The organism is Pseudomonas sp. PAMC25584 (genome assembly GCF_058135675.1).
In genome coordinates this window covers 2,873,984-2,893,431 of record NZ_CM176870.1, presented here as the reverse complement: position 1 = coordinate 2,893,431, position 19,448 = coordinate 2,873,984, and the positions used below count along the sequence as shown (strand labels likewise).

The 19,448-nt window shown below is 58.5% G+C and carries 19 protein-coding genes and 1 pseudogene; 6 read left to right on the top strand and 14 right to left on the bottom strand.

Translation table 11 applies throughout. The features are described from left to right. Positions 1–25 precede the first annotated feature (25 nt). The 3 genes from ACS5Q8_RS13285 to ACS5Q8_RS13275 all read right to left on the bottom strand — a co-directional run bounded on the left by ACS5Q8_RS13285 (position 26) and on the right by ACS5Q8_RS13275 (position 2,438). The gene (locus ACS5Q8_RS13285; RefSeq protein WP_276192786.1) at positions 26–763 is read right to left on the bottom strand and encodes a CPBP family intramembrane glutamic endopeptidase; all 738 of its coding nucleotides are present in this window, start codon (positions 761–763) and stop codon (positions 26–28) included. Then, positions 760–972, bottom strand: coding sequence for a DUF6434 domain-containing protein (locus ACS5Q8_RS13280; protein ID WP_426101696.1), 213 nt, complete (start codon positions 970–972; stop codon positions 760–762). Before ACS5Q8_RS13280 ends, ACS5Q8_RS13285 begins: the two co-directional genes overlap by 4 nt. Before the next feature lie 140 nt (positions 973–1,112). Further along, the gene (locus ACS5Q8_RS13275) at positions 1,113–2,438 is read right to left on the bottom strand and encodes an aminotransferase-like domain-containing protein (RefSeq protein ID WP_465160288.1); all 1,326 of its coding nucleotides are present in this window, start codon (positions 2,436–2,438) and stop codon (positions 1,113–1,115) included. 89 nt (positions 2,439–2,527) lie between these two features. Here ACS5Q8_RS13275 and ACS5Q8_RS13270 point away from each other — a divergent pair, with 89 nt between their 5' ends. Further along, positions 2,528–3,418, top strand: coding sequence for a DMT family transporter (locus ACS5Q8_RS13270; RefSeq protein ID WP_276192783.1), 891 nt, complete (start codon positions 2,528–2,530; stop codon positions 3,416–3,418). 54 nt (positions 3,419–3,472) lie between these two features. On the opposite strand, the pseudogene ACS5Q8_RS13265 reads toward ACS5Q8_RS13270, so the two are convergent. The 9 genes and pseudogenes from ACS5Q8_RS13265 to ACS5Q8_RS13225 form a co-directional block, all read right to left on the bottom strand. Then, a pseudogene (locus ACS5Q8_RS13265) lies at positions 3,473–3,574 on the bottom strand (transposase); the annotation flags it as partial. 132 nt (positions 3,575–3,706) lie between these two features. After that, entirely contained in the window at positions 3,707–4,558 is an 852-nt protein-coding gene (locus tag ACS5Q8_RS13260; RefSeq protein ID WP_426101702.1) for a VOC family protein, read from the bottom strand. A 62-nt stretch (positions 4,559–4,620) separates the two neighbouring features. Beyond that, a complete protein-coding gene (locus ACS5Q8_RS13255; protein WP_426101704.1) occupies positions 4,621–5,949 on the bottom strand; it encodes an NAD(P)/FAD-dependent oxidoreductase in 1,329 nt (442 codons plus the stop codon). Further along, on the bottom strand, positions 5,946–6,677 hold the full coding sequence (locus ACS5Q8_RS13250) for an ABC transporter ATP-binding protein (protein ID WP_443695676.1): 732 nt from the start codon (positions 6,675–6,677) through the stop codon (positions 5,946–5,948). The genes ACS5Q8_RS13255 and ACS5Q8_RS13250 overlap by 4 nt, the downstream gene beginning before the upstream one ends. Further along, positions 6,674–7,474, bottom strand: coding sequence for an ABC transporter ATP-binding protein (locus tag ACS5Q8_RS13245; RefSeq protein ID WP_465160287.1), 801 nt, complete (start codon positions 7,472–7,474; stop codon positions 6,674–6,676). Before ACS5Q8_RS13245 ends, ACS5Q8_RS13250 begins: the two co-directional genes overlap by 4 nt. A gap of 1 nt (position 7,475) precedes the next feature. Beyond that, positions 7,476–8,462 carry a branched-chain amino acid ABC transporter permease gene (locus tag ACS5Q8_RS13240; RefSeq protein ID WP_463886543.1) on the bottom strand — a complete coding sequence of 329 codons (987 nt, stop codon included), beginning with the start codon at positions 8,460–8,462 and terminating at the stop codon, positions 7,476–7,478. Between the two features lie 10 nt (positions 8,463–8,472). Continuing rightward, positions 8,473–9,387 carry a branched-chain amino acid ABC transporter permease gene (locus tag ACS5Q8_RS13235; protein ID WP_443695678.1) on the bottom strand — a complete coding sequence of 305 codons (915 nt, stop codon included), beginning with the start codon at positions 9,385–9,387 and terminating at the stop codon, positions 8,473–8,475. After that, entirely contained in the window at positions 9,387–10,502 is a 1,116-nt protein-coding gene (locus ACS5Q8_RS13230; protein ID WP_276197877.1) for an ABC transporter substrate-binding protein, read from the bottom strand. Before ACS5Q8_RS13230 ends, ACS5Q8_RS13235 begins: the two co-directional genes overlap by 1 nt. Before the next feature lie 391 nt (positions 10,503–10,893). Continuing rightward, a complete protein-coding gene (locus ACS5Q8_RS13225) occupies positions 10,894–11,643 on the bottom strand; it encodes a GntR family transcriptional regulator (protein ID WP_276197876.1) in 750 nt (249 codons plus the stop codon). 108 nt (positions 11,644–11,751) lie between these two features. On the opposite strand from ACS5Q8_RS13225, the gene ACS5Q8_RS13220 reads away from it, so the two are divergent. From ACS5Q8_RS13220 to yghX, 4 genes are all read left to right on the top strand, one after another. After that, positions 11,752–12,870 carry a DUF2817 domain-containing protein gene (locus tag ACS5Q8_RS13220; protein WP_276197875.1) on the top strand — a complete coding sequence of 373 codons (1,119 nt, stop codon included), beginning with the start codon at positions 11,752–11,754 and terminating at the stop codon, positions 12,868–12,870. 54 nt (positions 12,871–12,924) lie between these two features. Continuing rightward, entirely contained in the window at positions 12,925–14,106 is a 1,182-nt protein-coding gene (metC, locus tag ACS5Q8_RS13215; protein ID WP_465160286.1) for a cystathionine beta-lyase, read from the top strand. A gap of 412 nt (positions 14,107–14,518) precedes the next feature. Next, a complete protein-coding gene (locus ACS5Q8_RS13210; protein ID WP_443698055.1) occupies positions 14,519–15,013 on the top strand; it encodes a PaaI family thioesterase in 495 nt (164 codons plus the stop codon). 44 nt (positions 15,014–15,057) lie between these two features. Next, positions 15,058–15,945 (top strand): YghX family hydrolase, encoded by an 888-nt coding sequence (yghX, locus tag ACS5Q8_RS13205; protein ID WP_276197872.1) that lies wholly within the window; start codon positions 15,058–15,060, stop codon positions 15,943–15,945. A gap of 23 nt (positions 15,946–15,968) precedes the next feature. On the opposite strand, the gene ACS5Q8_RS13200 is transcribed toward yghX, so the two are convergent. Both ACS5Q8_RS13200 and ACS5Q8_RS13195 read right to left on the bottom strand, forming a co-directional pair. Beyond that, positions 15,969–17,153 (bottom strand): DUF2252 domain-containing protein, encoded by a 1,185-nt coding sequence (locus ACS5Q8_RS13200; RefSeq protein ID WP_276197871.1) that lies wholly within the window; start codon positions 17,151–17,153, stop codon positions 15,969–15,971. Positions 17,154–17,213: 60 nt separating this feature from the next. Next, on the bottom strand, positions 17,214–18,092 hold the full coding sequence (locus ACS5Q8_RS13195; RefSeq protein WP_276197870.1) for a LysR family transcriptional regulator: 879 nt from the start codon (positions 18,090–18,092) through the stop codon (positions 17,214–17,216). A 128-nt stretch (positions 18,093–18,220) separates the two neighbouring features. On the opposite strand from ACS5Q8_RS13195, the gene ampC reads away from it, so the two are divergent. After that, positions 18,221–19,372 carry a class C beta-lactamase gene (ampC, locus tag ACS5Q8_RS13190; RefSeq protein ID WP_276197869.1) on the top strand — a complete coding sequence of 384 codons (1,152 nt, stop codon included), beginning with the start codon at positions 18,221–18,223 and terminating at the stop codon, positions 19,370–19,372. Positions 19,373–19,448 lie beyond the last annotated feature (76 nt).

The following is a 19,448-nucleotide window of genomic DNA, read 5'->3' as shown; positions in this document are numbered from 1 at the left end:
CTCCCACATTTGCAGCGCATTTCGCTTAAGCAACCAGCGGCACGGCAATCAACAGGATCGCCGTGCCATGGGCGAGCGTCGCGGCCAACACACCATGACGCATGCGCAACAATGCGCAGGCCAGCCCCTCGATCAGGGTAAAGAGCAACACCGGCCAGCCCAGTTGGGTGACGCTCAGGGCCAGAAAGGCATGGCAGGCCGCGAACGCCACGCCGCTGATCAAGGCCGCCCGCAGCGGCGTCAGTTGTTGCTCCAGATACCCCTGCAGATAACCGCGAAACAACACCTCTTCCAACGCATTGGCGCCATAGGCCAACACCACCATGCCTGGCAGCCACACCCAGTAGTCGTGGATCGCTTGCGTATCCACACCTTGGTAAAGCCGCAGCGGTACGCCGATCAGGCAGCCTACCGCCAACCCGGTCGCCAGTCCGACGGCGCAATTGCCTTTGGACCACAGGACCAACCGCGACAAGTCCGGCGCCACCCACGCGAGCCCGGCAACCAGCAACAGCGATAGACCGCCCAGCGCCGCCAGCACAAAGGCATTGGCGGTGAATGCAATCTGCACGTCGTCACTGATCGACCACATGCGCAACGGCGTCATCGCATCGCGCATCAGCACAAACGCCGCCAACAGAATCAGGATGCGCATCGCCGTCATCGACCTGGGGGTGAGTGCAAACCACACGCCGAACAGCAGCAGGCCTGGCGTCAAATGGGTGCCGTAGTCGATCAGCACCGCCATGCCTTGGGTGATCACAAGCGCTCGTTTCGACGCTGCCACTCATCCACCATGTCGCCCAGGGTTTTGGCCGTGTCGTTGCGAATCCAGGCCATGAATGCGCGGTCGAACTTGAACCCCGGGCCGCAGTGTTCAAGCATGAAACGGCGCACGTTCTGGGTGTTTTTGTAGTGACGGGTGATCGGGGTGCTGCGGGTGAGGGGGTCGCTGTGCCAATTAAAGTCCATTTTTTCTCCCAAGGTGGTTCGGTGTTTTGCCAGTAGCATAGCGATGTGCCACTTAAGCAGGAAGTGGCGGATAGCGTCAGTACGCATTATGGCGCGCGGCTTCACGCTCTGACTGCGGTGGTGAGCCGCCTAAGCTAAGTTCACCATGCCACCACCTTGCGTACCGCCACCAACGCCTCCTGCAGCGCCGTCATCCCCACCGAACCCAACGCCAGGCGCAGCGCATGGGGCACATGGGCGCCGACGGCAAAGGGTTCGGCGGTGGATACGGCAATATTTTCGCGCTGCAAAGTCATGGCGATCTGATCGGCCCGGGCATCCTCGGCCAGGGGTAGCCAGAGAAAATACGACGAGGGATGACTGATGTACGCCAGCCCCTTCAGCACCTGTGCCGCCAATGCCTGCCTCGCCTGGGCATCCTGGCGTTTTTGTGCTTCCAACTGGGCGACCGTGCCATCGTCGAGCCAGGCCACCACAATCGCGCTCATCACCCCCGGCACATTCCAGGTAGTGGCCATGATACTGCGCTCCAGAGCCTTCACCCAAGCCGCCGGGGCTGACACAAAGCCGACCCGCAGGCCAGTGGCGACGCTTTTGGAAAGGCCGCCGACATACACCGTGCGTTCCGGTGCGAGTGTCGCCAAAGGCGGTGGTGCATGTTCTGCCAAAAACGCGTAGGCGGCGTCCTCGATGATCATCAGATTGTGCTGACGGGCGATGGCCACTAGTTGTTCGCGCTGCTCCAGGCCCATCACCCAGCCCAGCGGATTATGCAGGGTCGGCATGCTGTACACCGCACGTACCGGACGTTTGAGACACAGGCTGTGCAGATGATCGAGGTCCGGGCCGCTGGCGGTGACCGCGATCGGCAACATTTCCAGGTGCAGGGTCTCGGCCAGCACCTTGAACCCCGAATACGTCAACGCGTCGACGGCGATCACATCCCCCGGCTTGAGCAGCGCCATCAGCGTCACGGCCAACCCATGTTGTGCGCCGCTGACCACTAGCACTTGGTCAGCCTCGACCGTCAGCCCACGACTCAGCAGATGACGCGCCACCGCCGCACGCTCATGCTGGCGCCCGGCGTGGGGCTGGTAGCGCAACAACGCCTCCAGATCCCCCGACAGCGCCAGTTGACGCAACGCCGTGCGTAGCAGATCGGCCTGACCCGGCAATGACGGGTAGTTGAAATTCAGATCCAGCATGCCCGGCGCCACGCTCATCTGCCCACTGCCCTGCCCCGGTGGCAGGGAAATCTCGCGCACGAACGTGCCGCGACCGGTTTCACCACTGACCAGGCCCATGGCCGCCAGCTCGGCATACACCCGGCTGGCGGTGACCAGCGCCAGGCCATGGCGCGCGGCCAGTTGTCGATGGGTGGGCAGGCGGACGCCGGGCAATAGCCTGCCGCTGCGGATGTCCTCGGCAAAGGTGTCGACCAGGGTTTTGTAACGGGCGCGGGGCATCGGCGATGTATCCATGACAATTTTTTGATTGTCTTAATCTTCATGCCTAGCATGGCCCGCACGCAACTTCTCCTTTTCGGGCCCTCGTCATGGAACGTACCTCACCGCTCAATCCCCTGGCCAATAGCACGCAGGGCTGGATCAATGGTTTTATCGGCGTGGTGATTTTCAGCGGTTCGCTGCCGGCGACGCGCCTGGCGGTGATGGAATTCGAGCCGGTGTTCTTCACCCTGCTGCGCGCCACCCTGGCCGGCGTGCTGGCGCTGTGCTTGTTGTGGTTATTCAAGGAAAAGCGCCCAGCGCGCGCGCAATGGATGCCCCTGGCCATCGTTGCCCTCGGCGTGGTCATCGGTTTCCCCTTGCTGACGGCGCTGGCCCTGCAATATGTGACCTCCGCGCACTCCATCGTATTCATCGGCCTGCTACCGCTGGCCACCGCAGTCTTCGGCGTACTGCGCGGCGGCGAGCGGCCACGCCCGGTGTTCTGGCTGTTTTCGATCCTGGGCAGTGCGCTGGTGATGGGCTATGCCGTCGCCCAGGGCCTGAGCGCCGCCCCGACCGGTGACCTGCTGATGCTGTTGGCGGTGCTGGTCTGCGGCCTGGGTTATGCCGAGGGCGCCAAGCTGTCGCGCAGCCTGGGCGGCTGGCAAGTAATCTGCTGGGCGCTGGTGGTGTCGTTGCCGGTGGCGCTGCCGTTGAGCCTGATGCTCGCGCCGCCGACCTTCACCGGCATCAGCCTGCCGGCATGGCTGAGCCTGGGCTATGTGGCGCTGTTCAGCATGCTGATCGGGTTTGTGTTCTGGTACCGGGGGTTGGCGCAGGGCGGCATCGCTGCGGTCGGCCAGTTGCAGCTACTGCAACCATTCTTCGGCCTGGCGCTGGCAGCGGGCCTGCTGCATGAGCAGGTCAGCCTGGGCATGGTGCTGGTGACGGTCGCGGTGATCGGCTGTGTGGCCGGGGCCAAGCGGTTTGCGCGCTAGCCTCTGCTGCCAGGGCATTATTCCCAGATGCGGTAGCGAGACCTAGACGACAAGGTTGACATTGATGCCGTTGCGCCGAGCGACTACCGAAACGCTTTGCCCAGGCTCAAGGCTCTCGCGAACCATGGCCAGTCTTTGCTCCGCGCTCCAGCGGCGTCAGCGCTCCTGGCCCAGAAGCGCCCCACTCTTGTCGTCGCTGTTAGTCATAAATATAACCGCTTGCCTATCCCTTATCGTAAGAGGGAAACGGTGTCCTGCCTTTCATGGGGCTCGTTCAGTGGAGCCAGTTCACAGGTGAAACAGAAGCGTCACTCCGTGACAGTACTGTCCGCTTATCCCCAGTGTGGTGGGTGAGATATCGACGAAAGAAATGCCGTTTTTCTGCAAGATAGCGCGTAAAGGCGTAAGGCTCTTAACGCTGAAGCCTATGGCTCCGTAATAGGCATTGGGGCGGTTCGCCAGCGTCAGACCGGGATAGCAGGCATTGAAAGCGGCTTCGCTGGTGAAATGTAAAGGCACATTACCGGTATCTATTTGCAGACCAGGCGTAAACAACGAACTGGGTGCACAGTCACGGTCAAATACTTGACCATAAGCTGATGCGAGTAGTTTCACCTGGTCAGTGATGACTGTGACACTCGCCAAGCCAATTACGCCGTTAGAATGATGGGTGTATTCGCTACGCCAGACGACGTCCCTAGTAAAATGTTGGCAGGCAAAAACTCGACCCGCTGGGGTCGACTCCAAGTCGACCTGGGTGATACGGAAGCGCGCATCACGGGTGCCCTCCGGCAATTGGACTGGCCGCGAAAAGTCCAAAGGCGAGCCGCTGCCAATGTTAGAACGATTCAGCTCATCGTGAAAACCTGACGCGTCGTCGGTCATTAATGCCAATGCGCATAGCCCATCTCCTCCGTCCTCCACAAATGACTGGAAATAGCGTGTTGCCGGATGCGGACGCGGAACGGTAAGCAACTCAAAGTAGTCGTCCTCAAACATTACGCAGTGATTTTCCGATCCCATGGAATGGTAACCGCGGGGGGTGAGTGTAAAGCCCAACTGGCCATAGGTTTTTGCAACGGCGTCCATGCTGCTGGCGGCGATCACCACATGGTCGATACCTTGGATATGCTTACGCATGCGCAATACTCAATGAGGAGGTTTTGGGGCAACGTTGTACTTCCAACTACCGCTGGGGGCGCTCAATCACGACCGTCTCTCCATCGGTATCCAAGCAGGCCGAAGGGGGCAACCCTTTTGGCTAAACTGTGCGAAAAAATCGGTTCGAGTGCAGCAAAAGGCAACGGTGATTTTGACTCAGGTAAGCCTTTGACTACATCGGCTAACGCGCCACCGATGGCGGTTGCCAGTGCAAGCCCCCGACCGTTGCATCCAAGCCACGCATAGACCCCATCAGCCAGCTTATGCACATGGGGGACGGCATCGGCAGTGATTGCCAGGTTACCGTGCCAGATGTGCTCGAAAGGCTTGGACCCCAACTCGCAAAGTGCTGGGAACATGTCCTTCAGCCGCGTCCCTATACGTCGCTGCAAGCGCTCTTCAAAATTATTATGCAGAACTAACGCCCCTCCCGTTATCAACCGCCCTACGCTATCGAATCGACAGAAATGCAAGTCGCCATGCGTGTCGGACATTGCATGGTTAAACGGTAGAATTCCTGCACGAAGTCCTTCGGGTATTGGCGCGGTTGCCATCTGATATGAGCGAATTGGGATGAATGTGCGATCCAAGCCCGGCCAAAGTGAATTGGAAAATGTGCTGCTGTAGGCGTGGGTAGCGATGATGACTTTTTTGGCAATGACCACGCCATCCCTGGTTTCAACCCGCCAGTTTGGGCCTGCGGGCAAGATGCCCAGTGCCGGACTTTGTGTATAGATGCGTGCACCGAATTTCATGGCCGCAGCCGCAAGGCCTCGCACTAGTCCCAACGGGTTAACGTGCCCCCCTGTGGGGTTTTGCCAGCCACCGTGCCAGTAATTAGACCCGGTGATGGCTGTAACTTGATCACGGTCGAGCAATTCTACCGGAGCGCCACGCAGCCTCCATTGTTTGCAGCGAGCGCTTACCAATGACATCCGACTGGGTCTATGTGCAGGCTGTACCCAGCCATTCTGAACGGCCTCACATTCGATTCCATACTTTCGGATCAGGTCGAATACCGTGCTCGCGGAGTCACGGATCAGCCCGATAAATGCCTCGCCTTTTTGAGCTCCGAATACCTTTAAAAGCAGGTCTGGATCTGCACGGGACAAACAGGGGATCACCTGGCCATTATTACGGCCTGAGGCGCCCCAGCCAAGTTCAGCAGCCTCCAAAACTACGACATCGACACCTGTTTCAGCTAATTGCAAAGCAGCAGACAAACCGGTGAAGCCAGCACCTATCACGACTACGTCGGCTCTAAGATGAGCGTGGGACAACTGCATGGTCTGTGACGCTGGCTTGGCGCTCTCCGTCCATAGTGAAGGCGGCAACGGAGCGTCCGGGGGTATAGGTTCTAGCTGACTCATGCCGCATGTCCTCCTAAGTAAGCTGCGCGAACTCGCGCATCGTTGGCCATCTGCTCAGCAGGCCCTGAGAGTGAAACCGTGCCTGAGTCAAGGATGTAAGCGTAATCAGCCACGCGCAGTGCAGCACGAGCATTCTGCTCCACCAGCAGTACTGCCGTTCCGCCGGCGCGAATGGTTTGAGTAAGGTCGAAAATCTGACGTATCACCTTGGGTGCCAGACCCAGGGAGGGCTCGTCCATCAAAAGCAGACGGGGACGGCTCATCAGCGCTCTGGCCACGCAAAGCATTTGCTGCTCGCCGCCAGACATCGTTCCGGCTTTTTGTAGCAGGCGCTCCTTCAGGCGAGGAAAAAGCACCAACATTTGCTCAAGCGACTCGTTGAACTCTCGATAGGGACGCTTGCCCGCACCCAGGCGCAAGTTCTCCAGCACACTCATTCCGAAAAAAATCTGACGCCCCTCTGGCGCTTGGGCAAGACCTTTGGTGACGATCTGGTGCGACGGCTTGTTGGTGATGTCCTGCCCATCGAAAACAATGCGACCTGAGGCGACGGGATAGATACCGGAGATCGCTCGCATCAGCGTGGTTTTGCCTACACCATTGCTGCCTAACACGCTGACGATGCTGCATGGCGCAACTTCCAGTGACACATTCTGCAAAATGGTTTGCGGTCCAATGCGCACTGTCAGGTTCTCGATACTCAGGATAGGTTGAACGTGGGGATTCAAAGTTCATCCTCCTCTGTTCCCAGATAGGCTTCCAGAACCGCTGGATGGGCTGCTATATGTGCGGGTGGTCCATCCGCAATTTTGCGGCCCGACGCCATGACCATTATTCGATCACACAGCGACATGACGAACCCCATGTCATGCTCCACCAACATCACCGACAGCCCCTGGTCGGACAGGCTTCGGATAAAAAACGCCAGTTCCGCTGTTTCTGTGTCGTTAAGTCCTGCTGCCGGCTCATCCAGAATCAACAGCTTTGGCTGTAAGGCCAACGCGCGGGCGATTTCCAGGTATTTGCGCCGTCCGTAAGAAAGGTTCGCCGCTAACATTCCTGCTTGGTCACACAGCCCGGTCCGCTCCAGTGCTTGCCAGGTCAACTTGCTAATGCGATTGGACAATGTTCGCCGCCCGAAAAGGCTGCTCCACGGCGAATGCCCGACCACGCCCAGAGCGCCGATTGAAACGTTGTCGAAAACGCTCATGTTCGGCAGCACCCGAAGATTTTGAAACGTGCGCGCTACGCCCATTCGCGCAAGATTGTCGGGGGCCAGGCCGGTGACACGCTCACCGCAAAAATGCACCGTGCCCGAAGACACTCCGGTTATCCCGGTAATGAGGTTAAAGAGCGTCGTTTTTCCTGCCCCGTTGGGGCCTATCAGCCCCACCCGATCACCGAAGCCTACGTGCCCGGTAAAGCCTTCGACGGCGGTCAGGCCGCCGAAGCGACGGGTGACGTCTTCCATAAGCAGCAGTTGAGCAGGTGCACTGTGGGCCTTCACCGATGTCGTCATGTTCATTTCACCGCCAGCCCAGTTGTTGTGAGGGTTTCCACGCCGCATTCAGGTGCTTACGCGCCAGTGCCATGGCACTGACTTCGCCACAGATGCCACGGGGCAAGAACAGGATGCAGAGAAACATCACCAGCCCTACGCCAATCATTCGATAGTCACCGAACGGCCTTAGAACTTCTGGCAGCCCAACGAGCAGCAACGCACCTATCAGGGCGCCTGGAATACTCCCCAACCCTCCGACAACAACCATTGCCAAGATCAGTATCGACTCAGAAAAGCGGAAGTCGCCTGGGGAAATATATTGCGTTGTGTGCGCCCACAGCGCGCCGGCGACCCCGGCAAAAAAGCAGCTGAACGCAAAGGCCTCGGTCTTGATGCGCACCACTTTCAGCCCCATTGCCTGGGCGCACTGATCGTCCTCACGCAGTGAGCGCAAGGCGTTGCCGTAATAGGAGTGCGTCAATCGGTGCACGGCAAAAACTGTCGCGATCAGCAGACCCGCACCAGCAAAATAGTTAGCCAGATTGCCGCTTTTGAACACGCCCGCCAGGGCAATTCCTGGAATCCCCGAGATGCCCATCGGGCCGTGCGTAAAATCGACCCAGTTGAGCAGCGTTACATGGATTATCTCGCCGACGGCCAGGGTGGCGACGGCAAAGTAAATACCGACCAGGCGCATAATTGGCAGGGCCAGCAAGATGCCCACGCCTGCCGCGGCCAGGCCCGCTGCCGGGATGGTCAGGTAGAACGGCCAATGCCAGGCAGTGGCCGTCATTGCGGCGGTATAGGCGCCTATGCCGTAAAACCCGGCATGGCCCAATGAGAGCAAGCCGGTGGTACCTGTGATGAGGTTGGCGCTCACCGCCAGAATCGCGAAGACCATCATGGTTCCTGCGACGCCGAACCAGTAGCTTGCGTTGAGCCAGTACAGGAAGGCCGGCACGACGACTAGCATCAGGATCAGCATCGCGGCGACTGTTTTTTTCGATGTCATTGCAGCCTCCTTAAACGCGCTCGCGGGCAGCGCCAAAAATACCGGTGGGGAAGAAAATCAGCGTCAGCAGCAGAAAGGCGTAGGCCACCAGGTCACCCCAGCCTTGGGCCAGATAACTGGTGGTAAACGTTTCAGCGATACCCAATATCAGTGCGCATATCACCGCCCCTGGAATCGAGTGCAACCCGCCCATGACCATCGCCACGAATGCCTTGATACCCGGCGCGAAACCCATCGCCGGAAATACCGCACCCTGGTACAGGCCAACGACGATGCCGGCACTGGCCCCCAGCATTGAGCCAACGGCGAACGTCGCCATGATCACGTTTTCGGTGTGGATGCCGACATACATGGCGCCTGCCGGGTTGCTGGCCACTGCACGGATTGAGCGCCCAATGTGGGTTTTGAACAGCAATAGTTGCAATCCGACCAACATTGCCATTGATAAGCCGAAAATCAGGAACTGACCGCTGGCAAACGAGAAACTGCCGATTTGAACCGGGCTGATTAGCAGGTAGTCCTGCGGCACCACCTGCATGTTGGCGCCGAATATTTTTTCGACGCCCTCACGAATCACAATCGACAGTGCCAGCGAGGACAGCAGCGTGGCCTCGCGAATAGCTTTAGATTTCATCGACGCCTCGTCGCGAAACCGTCTGAATGGGCGGAACGCCAATCGGTCGAGCGCCAATCCCATCACCGCACCGAAAGCCAGTACGAAAATAATCACGACAAACAGCGGCGGTGCGAATGTGGTAATCAGCAGTAACCCAACGAAAGCGCCCAGCATGTAAATTTCGCCGTGGGCAAAGTTGACGACGTTGAGTACTCCGAATATCAACGTGAACCCGATCGCCATCAGGGCATAGACCAATCCGATCGAAATGCCGTTGATCAACTGTTGTATAAGGAAATCGGTTTCCATCATTGGATGACCTTGTAAGCGCCATCGCTAACGATCATGCGATTCAACTGCTTGGTCACTTCGCGAGTGACCGGGTCGAACGTGGTTGCGCCAGTCACCCCTGGGTAGTCATGCGTCGCTGCCAGTGCATCACGAACCTTGGCCCGAGTCGGCTCGGGGCCTGCTGCAACAATCGCGTCGAGCATGATGTTAGTTGCATCGTAAGCCTGCGCGGCAAACATGCTTGGCTCGCTGCCATACCGCTGGCGGTAGCCCTCTACGTAGGCCCTGACGCTAGCGTCTGCACTTTGCGCGACGAAGGTGCTAGGCATCATCAAGCCGTTGGCCGCAGGCCCCGCCAGTTGCAGAAGCTTGGGCTCATACAGTGGCGAACCACCGTAGACGACGGTTTGCACGTTCATCTGTGTGCGTTGTTGCAGGAAGCTGGCGGCCTCTTCATAAAACATGAACAGCACGATTGCATCAGGCTTAGAGCGAGCCACCTTGGTCAGTATTGAGCGAAAGTCTCGGTTGCCCGGGTTAAAGAACTCGGTATCCACCACCTCATTTCCAAGCGTGGCAGCCTCCTCACTGAAGTTCTTCACTGAGCTTTGACCCCAGTCGTTTTGAATACCAATAACGGCGTAACGCTTAAGGTTGTTCTGCGCCATCCATTTGGCTATGAACGGCGACTCGACCGCCATTGTGGTGATGTTACGAAACTGCCAGTCGCTGATCTTGAGGAAGTCGGGGTGGGAGGCCGATTGGGACAGCTGCGGTACATGTTGTTCGGCGTAAATCTGCCCTGCTGCCATGGATACGGTTGAGTTGAAGTCGCCAATCACGCCTAAAATATGGGCGTCGTCGGAGAATTTTCTCGCGATGTTCACGCCTTCTTTTGCGTCGCTTTTGCTGTCTTCGTACTTGATCACCACCTTCGTGCCAGGCAGCTTTCCAGACGCGTTGAATTGCTCAAGCGCCATATCGGCCGAGTTCTTGAAAAGCGTGCCGTATTGCGAGTTATCGCCGGTCAATGGCAGTTGGTAGCCGACTGCGATTTCGTTTTGTGCGCTGGCAAGACTTGCAAAGGCACACAGCCCTATTGCCAGAAATTCATTGACGGTTCTACGGAGCATGAGCAGATCCTTTTCGCTGGAAGGACAACGTTTAGATCGTATGCACGTCTGCTCGGGTCGATTTACTGACCGGAAATCATCTGTGAAATGATCTGATGGCTCTCGTAACATGTTACGAGTCTGTTTTGATGCACAGCAATAGCTGTGCCACACACAGAAATTCAGCCCATATCGGGCTAAGAGGGGCTCTGCTGCGCGGCTGGCGGATCAGCAATCCTGAACAATCGCCGACACGAAGTTGCACCATTGCGATGCAATGGGAGGCGAGGGGGCGACGTTAAGGTGCGCCGCTGCTTGGAGAGGTACGGGCTTTACACGATGCGGCGATCAAGCTCGAGACACTGCCGGTCTGTCAGCTTGCAGTGTCTCGAGCAATCAAGGCGGGGTGAGCTCAGGTGCTCAATGAAAGTGGCCCAGCCGGGCCACTGGTGATGTTTACATCCAGCAGGCTGGACGAAGACATCAGGGCGTCGAGCACCATTGCCCTGGATGAGATCAATTCCATGCGCGCCACTGTTTCTGCGCCTTTTGAGTCTCCAGCCGTCAGCGCTGCAATAAGCGATTCATGCTCGTGTCGCATTTCGTTGGTGCGGTCGCGCAGCGCCAGGCCTAGGTGAAACAACCGCTCCATTTCACTCAGAACGTTGGCTAGCATCTCCACTAGGCGCTCATTGCCTGAGGCTTGCGCCACCACCAGGTGAAACTCGGTATTGGCTTGAAGGAAGCGGTCTTCGCTGTCTCGATCGCCTGGCTCGTAACTCCTTGAGCACGCTTGGTCGAGACGCCGCAGGCCCTCTTCATCGACCTTGCCTGCCGCCATGCGAACCGTGGCTAACTCAATGATTTCGCGTATCTGATACAGCTCGTTGATGTCGCGCAAAGTGATGGGTTTGACCTGATACCCCTGGCGATGCATCGGGCGAACCAGCCCTTTGGCCGCCAGGCGCTCCAGCGCAGCGCGAGTAGCCGCTCGCTTAAGTCCAAAGCGGGTTTCTATTTCGGCTTCGGATACATGCACACCGGGCATCAGTTCGCAGCGCACGATAGCTCTGTGCACTGCATCGAACGCCGCATCGCTTTGCCTGACGCGTACACGACCCGCAACAACAGGGGGGGCTTCCACTTCGATTTTTTTGGGCATTTGAGGACCTTTTTTGCGTGCGCGGCATTTTAGCAGTTTACAGGGAGTATTCGTAACATGTTACGATCCGACCAAATCCATGTGCCGCTTTGCATTCAAGGATCACTCATGCGCGAAGTCTCCCTCGCTTTGACATCAAGTTGTTTCTCGCCCGATTACGCTACGGCCCGAGCTAAATTTCAAATGGCTGCGGCCCAGGCAGGCGCCGTACTGCATGTTTACCTCAACGACGATGTAGCGGCACCCAACGGCGGTAGCCTGACCACCGACGTTGCCATAATCGGGCCGCCAGAGAGCACGCGGGCATTGATCATAGTGAGCGGTACTCACGGCCCGGAGTGCTTCATCGGTTCCGCTGCGCAAATCGCTTTTATGCAAGCCCTCGGTGCTCACGCGCAGGCACTTGACGTTCAGGTGGTACTGATCCATGCGATCAATCCGTGGGGGGCTGCTCATATGAGCCGGTGCACCGAAGGCCTCGTCGACCTCAATCGAAACTTCGTGGATTGGACGCAGCCTGTTCCCCAGAACCTTGAATATGAGTATCTGCACCCCTGGATTGGCCCGCATGAACTTGGCGTGAGCGCTGCCAAGGAGGCCCAGCGCACTATCAATGCATGGATCGATGACAAGGGCATGCCTGCCTTTACCGATGCCAGTATGCGCGGGCAATACGCGCATCCAGAGGGCTTGAGCTATGGTGGCAAGGGGCCTGAATGGTCCCATCTGACGCTTCAGTCAATTATTGAACAGCACCTTTGTGGTGCTGAAAAAGTCGCTTTAATTGATTGGCATACGGGGCTTGGGGAGTCAGGAGAACCGTTTTTCCTTTGTTTCAATGACCGCAATAGCGAGGCATGGAACCGGGCATGCGAATGGTGGGGTCAAGCCAATATCGAAAACCCCGCCGGTTTTGATGGGGCGGCACGCCCGCAATATACCGGCTTGCTGTTTCAAGGGGTTTCCCGATTCGTAGCACCGGCTCAATTGACTGGCGCGGTGATCGAGTTTGGCACCGTACCGCTGGACAAGCTTCAGCAGGCATTGCAGGCCGACAGGCGACTACACGGCGGTTCGGTCTCCGATCCTATTGAGCGTCAAGCTTTGCTTACGCAAGTAACTCAGGCGTTTTCACCTGATGCAGTGAGCTGGCAGCAAAGCGCCCTAAGTCATGCTGTTGCCATTCAACAGCAGGCCCTGAATGGGCTAATCGCGTGGCGGGACTGAACAGCGTCGCCTCTGCACTTACCTTTCCACGTCCCTGCTGCTGAGATTAAACAAATGCATCATCCAGATACCCTCGTAGTCACTACCGGTCGCGATTCCGAGCGTTTCGGTGGACTCGTAAATACTCCGGTTTTCCGTGGCTCGACCATACTCGTGCCCAGCTTTGATGCTTGGGAAGAGTGCAAGCGCGACGGTAATCCTTATGCACATTACGGTCGGTTTGGTACCGAAACAACACGTGCCTTTGAGTCAGCTATTGCCGAACTGGAAGGGGGCTATGCCAGTCTTGTATTTCCATCAGGACTTTCGGCCTGTACGCATGCGGTGATGGCTTTCGTGGCCGCGGGTGATCACATTTTAATAACTGACAATGTGTACGGGCCAACCCGCATGTTTGCGGACAGGGTGCTGACTCGCATGGGCGTCGAGGTGGAATATTTTAACCCCATTGAAGTGGAGGATCTAACGTCAAAACTTCGAAAAAACACAAGTGTGGTGTTTGTTGAATCCCCAGGATCGTTGACCTTTGAAATCTCGGATATACGTGCTGTGTCTAATGCCGCCCACAGCGTCGGCGCAAAAGTATTGTTGGACAACACGTGGGCGACCCCCCTTTATTTCAAGCCATTCGATCACGGGGTAGACATTTCAATTCAAGCGGCCACTAAATACATCGTCGGTCATTCAGATGCCTTGTTGGGTACCGCCACTGCCAATGAAGGCGCGTGGGAGCAGTTGCAGGCCAGCGCCCATGATTTTGGCGAAACTGCGGGGCCTGATGATATTTTTCTAGGTCTGCGTGGTATTCGTAGCCTAAGTGTACGATTGCAACGTCATTGGGAAAATGGTTTAGCCCTGGCTCAATGTTTGCAGACGCATCCAGCGGTAGCCCAAGTGCATCATCCTGCACTGGTTAACGATCCGAGCCATGATCTCTGGAAGCGCGACTTCAGAGGCGCGAGTGGTCTATTTTCTTTGCAATTGAAAAGCACGGACATAGAACGCGTTAGGTGTTTCTTCAACAGCCTAAAACACTTTGGAATTGGTTTGTCTTGGGGGGGCTATGAAAGTCTGGTTTTACCGATTGGCAAACCTCCCCGAACTGTAAAAAGTTGGGAGAGATCAGGTTATCTTGTTCGAGTACATGCCGGTTTAGAAAATTTAAACGATCTGCAATCTGACGTGATTCAAGCGCTTGACCAGGTCGTTGCAAAAATCTCTGTCACTGTGGCGTAAGTGACTTTCCGAGAAAGTATTAACTGTTGAAGACCATTCAATCTGTTCAGTCGACAGTGAGTTTCAAGGTAACTTCCGATTCATGAAGTGAACCATTTTGAATCGCTCTGGGTTTCGTAGACACCTCTATGCCTCTAGTGGACTGCCACCGGCATTGTAGACATCTCCAGCCACCTGCCCCTGAAGCTAATACACACACGCAAGCCGTCCCGGATGTCGTGATTGCGCAAACGCCGTTGATTAACGGCGCGGCTTGGAAAGTCCGTGCGGAGCCGAGAGTGCATTTATTTTGAGAGTCCAGTAGGCTTTTCTCATCTTTTCTGTGAGTCCCTCGCCGGGCATTCACAGAAAAAAAAGATTTTCTCCCAGCGTTTGCTGGACCTCCTGAATCATCTATTTTGTGAACCTACACATGCACACCCCTTCACTGCAAGACACCACCGCCCCCGAAGGTATCTGCTACGGCTGCGGCAGCAACAACCCCCACGGCCTGCATATCAAGAGCCGTTGGGATGCCGACGGCGTTCACGTGGTCGCCGAGCACCAACCGGAAGCGAAATACAGCGGCTGGCCGGACCTGGTCTACGGTGGCCTGATCGCCATGCTGGTGGACTGCCACTCGAACTGGACCGCCATGGCCTACCACTATCGTGCCGAACAACGTGAACCCGGCAGCCTGCCGCGTATCGACTGCGTGACCGGCCATCTCGGCATCAAATTCATCAAGCCCACGCCCCTGGGTGTCACGCTGACCTTGCGTGCCCGGGTCGAGGGCGATGTGGGGCGCAAAAGTCGCGTGGTCTGCGAGGTGTATGCCGGCGATGTACTCACGGCGATCGGCGATTCGGTGTTCGTGCGCGTCGATACCGGGCAACTCGCCGCCGCCGCCCACGGTCGTAATGAGTGATCCTGGTCTACATTGACTGGCACCGCTAATCGAGGACAGCACCGATGACTCGTCTCACCGCCAAAGACTTTGCCCCCGAACTGCTGGAGCTCTACGACGGCTACGCCCACGGCAAGATCAACCGCCGCCAATTTCTCGACCGCGCCGCATTGTTCACCTTTGGCGGGCTGACCGCGTCGGCGCTGCTCGCTGCCCTGAGCCCCAACTACGCCCTGGCCGAGCAAGTGAAATTCACCGACCCGGACATCGTTGCCGACTACATCACCTACCCCTCGCCCAAGGGCAACGGCACAGTGCGCGGCTACTGGGTACGCCCGGCCAAGGCCACCGGCAAAGTGCCGGCGGTGGTCGTGGTGCATGAAAATCGTGGGCTCAACCCCTATATCGAAGACGTCGCCCGGCGCTTGGCCAAGGCCGGCTTCATTGCGCTCGCGCCGGATGGCCTGACATCGCTGGGAGGCTACCCCGGCAACGACGAAAAAGGCGTAGAGCTGCAACAAAAGGTCGACCCGACCAAGCTGATGAACGACTTCTTCGCCGCCATCGAGTGGCTGATGCACCACGACAGCAGCACCGGCAACGTCGGCATTGTCGGCTTCTGCTATGGCGGCGGCGTGGCCAATGCGGCGGCCGTGGCTTACCCGGAACTGGGCGCCGCCGTGTCGTTTTACGGGCGTCAGCCGCAGGACAAGGACGTGCCGCGCATCAAGGTGCCGATCATGCTGCATTACGGCGAACTGGACACGCGGATCAACGAAGGCTGGCCGGCCTATGAAAAGGCCTTGAAGGCGGCAGGCACCCCCTATGAAGCGTTTAGCTACAAGGGCGCCAACCACGGTTTTCATAACGACTCGACGCCGCGCTATGACGAGGCCGCAGCGAACCTGGCGTGGCAACGCACGCTGGGGTGGTTCAACCAATACCTGGCCTGACAGCCCTCTCAATGTCTGCGGGCTCAATGTTCCAACGCGTACCTGCGGCAATGGTTGAGGTAGCCCTGCTCATGCCGACCCACCAGTTGCACCACGCTGGTCCACAGCCATGACGGCGCATCCAACTGCTTGGAACGGTTCTCCTGCAGCACCGCCATCCATTCCTTGCGTGTCGCGCGGTCCATCTGGCGGGCATGGGCGATGCCGACCACCCGGGCCAGGTAGCCGGCGGCGTGCATGGCATCGGTCTCACTCAGTTCGTCGAGCTCCAGCTTCATATCCTGCGGCAGCAGTTCGCGGATGAAAAAACCATGCTCCAGAAAACGCGTCGCCACCATGCGTTCACCCAAGCCAGGGGAGAGCTGGCGGGCGCCCTCCACCACCCGCCGCCCATTGTCCCGTGGCATCTTGGCCCGCGCGGCACGCGGTGCAGCGGCGCCGACCGCCTCCTTGATGTCGATCAGGCAATACGCCTGATCGTCCTGGTCGCCCACGCCGAGCAATGCGGCATAGCGCAATAACCCCAGCGAGCTGCAGCCCTTGACCCAATAGGCGCAGTCCAGCAACTCAACCTTGGCGCCCTTGGGGCGGCCCTTGAGCGAGGTGACCAATTGCTGAATGTCACCAGAGGCACAGACCGTTTCCAGCGCGCTTTTTTCCGCCCGCGACAGCGACCAGAAATGCTTGCCCAAGGGGATCGTCGGCCGCACGTTTTCGATGCGCTCACGGGCCAGGTTCTTCCAGGTTCGCTCCACGGCGCTGCGCATACCGGCCTTGACCTGGGACGGGCGCGGCGGCGCTTCGTCGGGCTTGTCCTTGAAAGCCTGTTCATAGCCCACCATCATTTCTTCGAGCATGCGGGCGGTGGTCACCCCCGGTAAGTCCGAGCCGCGCGCGGCAGTGGCCAACGACAGTGCCAACCGCACCAAGTCATGGGTCGGATTGCCGATCACCGCCTGGTCAAGGTCGCGGATATGCATGTCGATACGGCCCTTGCTGTCGCCGGTAGGCCCCAGGTTGCCCGCGTGGCAATCGCCGCAGATCCAGATCGCCGGGCCGAGTGGCAGGCGCCGACCCGGCTGGCTGTGCAACCACTCGTAAAACTGTACGGTACTGCCGCGCACATAAGCGTGGGCGGAGCGCGCCATCTTCAAGTTTCGCAGTTGGATGAGGTGGGGCATACGGGCGGAGGGACGCGGGGTTTTCATGAAGGCACTCGGTAGGGGCTACGGTAGAGGTTAACTCGCGACAAATGTTTCATTTTATTTCTAAACCTCCGCAGCCGCCTCCGACAGCCACCCCTTGAACGCCAGCATCGCCGAGGTTTCGGCGCGTGACTGCAAGCGCGTCAACCAGTAACTGCCGGTGCTGATGCCTACGTTGAAGGGCTGCCGGATCGCATCACTTTCCAGTTGTCGCGAGAACATCAGCGCAGGGGCCAACGCCACACCGACGCCCTGCAACGCCGCTTCCATCATCGCCAGTGACGAGTCGAACACGATGCTGCGCGGCACCAGGGTGTCGGCAGGCAGCCCGGCGGCCTGGAACCACAGGCTCCATTCATCAGCACGATAGGAACGCAGCACCGTCTGTTTCAACAGGTCGGCCGGCGTATGTAATTGCTCGGCGATTGACGGTACGCAGAGCGCCGTCAGCGGCGCTTCGAGCAATTGGCAGGCGTCGGTGCCATGCCAGGCCCCGGCGCCGAAACGTATCGCGTAGTCCAGGCCTTCGGCGGCGACATCGACGCGGTTGTTGTGGGTCGACAGGCGCAGATCGATAAACGGGTAGCGGCGCTGAAAGTCCGGCAGGCGCGGCAACAGCCAGCCCACCGCAAAGGTGCCGACCGCCCCGACGGTGAGCACTTCGCGGTAATGCCCGCCCTCGAACTGGCCCAGGGTATGGGCAATACGGTCAAAGGATTCGCGCACCACCGGCAACAACGTCTCGCCTTCGCGGGTCAGCATCAGGCCACGCGGCAGGCGCTTGAACAGGCTGATGTTCAGTTGCGCCTCCAGGCTCTTGACCTGATGGCTGACCGCTGCCTGGGTGACGCACAACTCGATGGCGGCCCGAGTAAAACTCAGATGCCGGGCGGAGGCCTCAAATGCGCGTAGCGCGTTGAGGGGCAGATGGGAGCGCAGCATGCTTGACCCTAATTATTCTAATGGCTGGGGCGAGATAACATCGTTTGCCCAGGCCCGGCGAACTGTCTAACGTTGCCACGCCCGCGCAGGCTCTTCATTCAATCGATCACACTCATGGAAGCGATATCATGCCCCAACAATCCGTGTTTGGAGTGCGTCATTTAACGGCGCTGGCGATACTTCTCGGCGCCGGCCAATGCCTGGCCGCCGACCTGAAGGCCGTGGTAGACGCCAGCGTCAAACCGTTGATGCAGCAGCAGGCCATTCCCGGCCTGGCGGTGGCGGTGGTGCAGAACGGCAAGGTGCAATACTTTAACTACGGTACGGCATCGAAGGAAGCCCAGCGACCAGTCAGCGAAAACACCTTGTTTGAAATCGGCTCGGTGAGCAAAACGTTCACCGCGACCCTGGGGGGTTACGCCCAGGCGACCGGCAAGCTCAAGCTGTCGGACAAGGCCAGCCAATACTGGCCCGCGCTGGCCGGCAGCGCCTTTGACCAGATCAGCCTGCTGCAACTGGCGACCTACACCCCCGGCGGCCTGCCGCTGCAGTTTCCGGACGCGGCCGACAGTGCCGACGCCATGCTCGGCTACTTCCAGCACTGGAAACCCACCTACGCCCCAGGCGCGCAACGCCTCTATTCCAACCCGAGCATCGGCCTGTTTGGCTACCTCGCGGCACAAAGCCTGGGCCAGCCCTTCAATGTTGCCCTGGAGAAAACCCTGCTGCCCAAGCTGGGCCTGAGCAACACCTACGTCAGCGTGCCCGCCGAGCAGTCAGGCGAATACGCCCAAGGCTACGACAAACACCACAAGCCCGTTCGCGTAAGCCCCGGCGCACTGGCCAGCGAAGCCTACGGCATCAAGACCAGCACTCACGACCTGGCGCGCTATGTGATCGCCAACATGCACCCGCAAACCCTGGAAAAGCCGCTGCAACAGGCCATCGCCAGCACCCACACCGGCTATTACACCGTGAACGGCATGACCCAAGGCCTGGGCTGGGAGTACTACCCCTACCCCATCGCCCTGCAAGCGCTGATTGACGGCAACTCGACACCGATGGCAATGGAACCTCACCGCCCCCATTGGCTGGCGACACCGCAAGCGCAACCGGCCAACGTGCTGTACAACAAAACCGGCTCAACCGGTGGTTTTGCTGCCTACGTGGCGTATGTACCCAGCAAGGACATGGGCGTGGTGATCCTGGCAAACAAGAACTATCCGAATGCCGAGCGGGTCAAGGTCGCCCATGCGATCTTGAGCGCGCTGGATAACTGAAGCCTGAACCAGGGCGCCGAGGGCGCCCTCCTCTCACCGGCTGCCATCGCCGACCATTCGTGCCCTGATCGCGACC